Genomic DNA, 2,595 nt, shown 5'->3' on the forward strand with positions numbered 1-2,595 from the left:
GGCGGCGGCCATGTGGCCCTGTGACGGCAAGCCCATCGACTGTGATGACGACCCGTTCGTAGAAGGGCGTTGAGTCGTGCGAGCAGCGTGCTGGCGTCAACCTTGCACCGGTAGCGGAAACGCCCGCTGATGTGACGAGCCGGCGGTGTCTTCATACTGATCAGCGACAGCAGAACAGCGATATGAGCCGCGCCGCGCAGCCGGAAGAGTTGTCGCCCGCGTACGTCTTCCTTGCCGCACCCAGCTGCTCCAGCTATATCAGCGGCGTGGTGCTGCCGGTGATGGGCGGCCCGCACGGCTGACCGCGACAGGCACCGTCGGCTTCCTCTCGCCGCTGAGAGGGCGCTGACGCCAACATGCCAGAGTGTGCCCCTGGTCAAACCCACCCCCTGCGCCGCGTCGCTAGCGTGAAGCTCCGGCTTCAGGGGGGTGGAGGTTTGACGCATGACCGAGATCAACATCAGCGCCGCTGCGGATGACGTAGTGGCGCTTCTGCGTTCGCAGCGTGCACGGGAGGCCGCCGCGCAGCTGCAGACGCTGCGGGAGGCGCAGACGCTCGTCGTGCAGGAAGCGCTGGAGCGCTATGTCGCGGTTCGTGCGGCGCCGGAGCTTGAGGCGCTGGGGCAAGCGGGAGGCGTTGTAGTGGCGGACAGGGCCACCGTCACGCCGATGCTGGAGCGGTTGCGCGTGGCGTCGCGACCGCCGCGGATGCCGGACGCGGACGAGACCTCTGCGTTGAGCCCAGCCCAGCAGCATGATGTGTATGGAAGCATGGTGGCGCTACGTGGCAACCCGGCGGCGCGGGAAGCCATGGACACGCAGGATCGGGTGATTCTGGGGTTGCGGAAGGAGACCCGCACCACTGTTGAAAGAGGTCAAGGTGACTACGATGATCGCATCGTGGTGCTTTGGCGGGATGTAGAGGGGCAGGGGCATGTACGGGAGTTCCTGAAGGCCGCCACTGAACCGTCAGCGCAGTACGACGGTCACGCAAAGACCAAGCCTGCCAGCCTGGGATTCGCTGACGTAATCACGCGCCCCAAGACCGAGGGAGTTGATGTCAATGCGGATAGGGTGAAGGACTTGGGTCGGCTGGCAGAAGGAACGACGGAGATGCGCGCTACAACGCATCCTCGCTCCGGCAAGCCGGATGAGTTTTCTTTGCGCCCGACGGGGGCGGCAGTCGCTGAGGGCGCTCACCGCGTCGAACGGGACACCAATGGAGACGGCTGGTTCGATGGGCGTGACATAAATGGTGTGCAGGATCTCAACAACACTTTCAAGATCCATCGTGGAAGTGCTTTGAACACCTACTCAGCGGGCTGCCAAACCATTGGCAACGGCGAGTACGACGACTTCGTAGCGGTCGTTCGGGGCACGGCTGATCAGGAACGCTGGCAGTACGTGCTGACGACTGTGATCCCGACTCCAGCTCGCACGCTGGATGATCATCGAGTTCTTCACGCTGAAGATCCCCGCGATCCACAGCATCGCGACCATGCGATGCAGCAGCAGATCAGTACTCGATTGACGGAGATGGGCGGCCGGTACGCGGAGCGGGCTGATGACTCCAGCTTGCGGCTGCTGCTAGAAGCAAAGTCGGCAGGAATGACCCGCGTCGATCAGATAGTGAGCAGTAATGCCGTCGGGGATCGCAGTGCCGGCGAAACATTGTTTCTGGTACAGGGCACGCCAGCCGATCCCGCAGCGCTTCGTGTAGGCGTAAATGCTGCGGCAGTGATCGAAACGCCGGCAGACACCAGCCTTCAACTTCTGCAGCAGCAGGCGGAAGGGCAGGCTCAGTCGTTACCGGATGTTGGCACATCATTACATCAGCACAACACGCCTGCGATGGGAGGCCACTAGACATGATCGCTGACCGTATCAGATTGAATCTCTTGGTCATCCTTGTCATTGCCAACAGCAACTGCTTGGCGACTGCTGACGATACTCGGGCACGCCCCTGCTCTGTTCCACAGCCGGTATCAGATCACGGGCTTCCACCGCTCCCGGAACCTTCGGGAAGCGCGATAAGGGGAGGATCCTACGGCACGTTGCCGCCGGAGGCGAAAGTCGTACTTGAGCAGATGGACTGCAAGATCGGCAATCCGACGAATGCGAAAGTTTTTCAGATATCCGGTCAAGACGGTAAGACCGACTTCATGGTCACTGATCGCAGTGACTCCCGCTTCCACTACTGGATACGTTCATTCGCCGGCACTGGAGGCACGACGGGATACTTGGCCCAGTTGAACGGCTGCCCGGCATGGACAGTCGGGATGCGGGCCTACATTTCCAAGGACGGTCGTGCACCCGAAGATGTCACGACGGCGATTCTTGCGCGCGGTGGCTTCCCGGACGAGAAGACGATGAAGAAGTACGTGGACCAGGGAGCGAGTGAGCTCTTTGCACAGTCCCGCAAGCTGGATCGAGTACCCGTCGTCAGATGGGTTGCAGAGGCCGATCCTGATCAAGAACTGGTCCTGGACGACCGCACGTTCGATCACGGTGGGCTGGTGCACGGCGGATTCCTGGTGTGGGCGGGTGACCATTTCGAAGTCCGACAGAAAGTGGCGGCGGCCATGTGGCCCTGTG

2 protein-coding genes and 1 pseudogene are annotated in these 2,595 nt (G+C 61.9%); all 3 read left to right on the top strand.

Annotated features, from left to right (window positions below; all coding sequences use genetic code 11):
* Positions 1-170 precede the first annotated feature (170 nt).
* A pseudogene (locus IFT65_RS18445) lies at positions 171-302 on the top strand (short-chain dehydrogenase); the annotation flags it as partial.
* 142 nt (positions 303-444) lie between these two features.
* The gene (locus tag IFT65_RS18450; RefSeq protein WP_249405224.1) at positions 445-1,866 is read left to right on the top strand and encodes an XVIPCD domain-containing protein; all 1,422 of its coding nucleotides are present in this window, start codon (positions 445-447) and stop codon (positions 1,864-1,866) included.
* A 221-nt stretch (positions 1,867-2,087) separates the two neighbouring features.
* The coding region (locus tag IFT65_RS18455) for a hypothetical protein (protein ID WP_206756821.1) at positions 2,088-2,595 on the top strand (508 nt) is incomplete at its 3' end.

The sequence above is a fragment of the Stenotrophomonas sp. CFBP 13725 genome, assembly GCF_014841935.1.
Taxonomy (GTDB): Bacteria; Pseudomonadota; Gammaproteobacteria; order Xanthomonadales; family Xanthomonadaceae; genus Stenotrophomonas.